1 protein-coding gene is annotated in these 369 nt (G+C 41.7%); it reads right to left on the reverse strand.

All coding sequences use genetic code 11. The annotated features are described in order from the left end of the window. Nucleotides 1-369 (reverse strand): ethanolamine ammonia-lyase subunit EutB (gene eutB / locus AAEY83_RS13250; RefSeq protein ID WP_351059463.1); only part of this gene is annotated, 369 nt, incomplete at both ends.

Below are 369 nucleotides of genomic sequence, written 5' to 3' on the forward strand. Positions count from 1 at the left end.
ATTGCGAATTATTTTGCTAACAGCAGCAGCCATTTCCGGCGTAATACCTTGCCTTATACTTGCAAGTACAGCAGGTGTTGCAAAGTCACTTAAAAGCCAATTACGAAAATCGCCTACGGTTAGATGTGCAATAGCCATAAAGGCATTTGCATCGTGCTCGTCAATAATTAAGCGTGTAATTTCGTCATCTTCGTAGGGAATAAGTACCTCATTTAAAAATGTTTTAAGAGGTATATCCGCCAATGTCATTTGTGCCACAGCACGTTCTTGTGCTGATTGTGCAATTACGCCCGCTAAGCGATCACCCGAACGCTGCGGTGTAGCTTTAGCCATTAACTGGGCTAAGTTCTTGAATTTATAAGTATGTGT

This window comes from Psychrobacter sp. TB20-MNA-CIBAN-0197, assembly GCF_040309765.1.
In the GTDB taxonomy this organism is placed as follows: domain Bacteria; phylum Pseudomonadota; class Gammaproteobacteria; order Pseudomonadales; family Moraxellaceae; genus Psychrobacter; species Psychrobacter submarinus.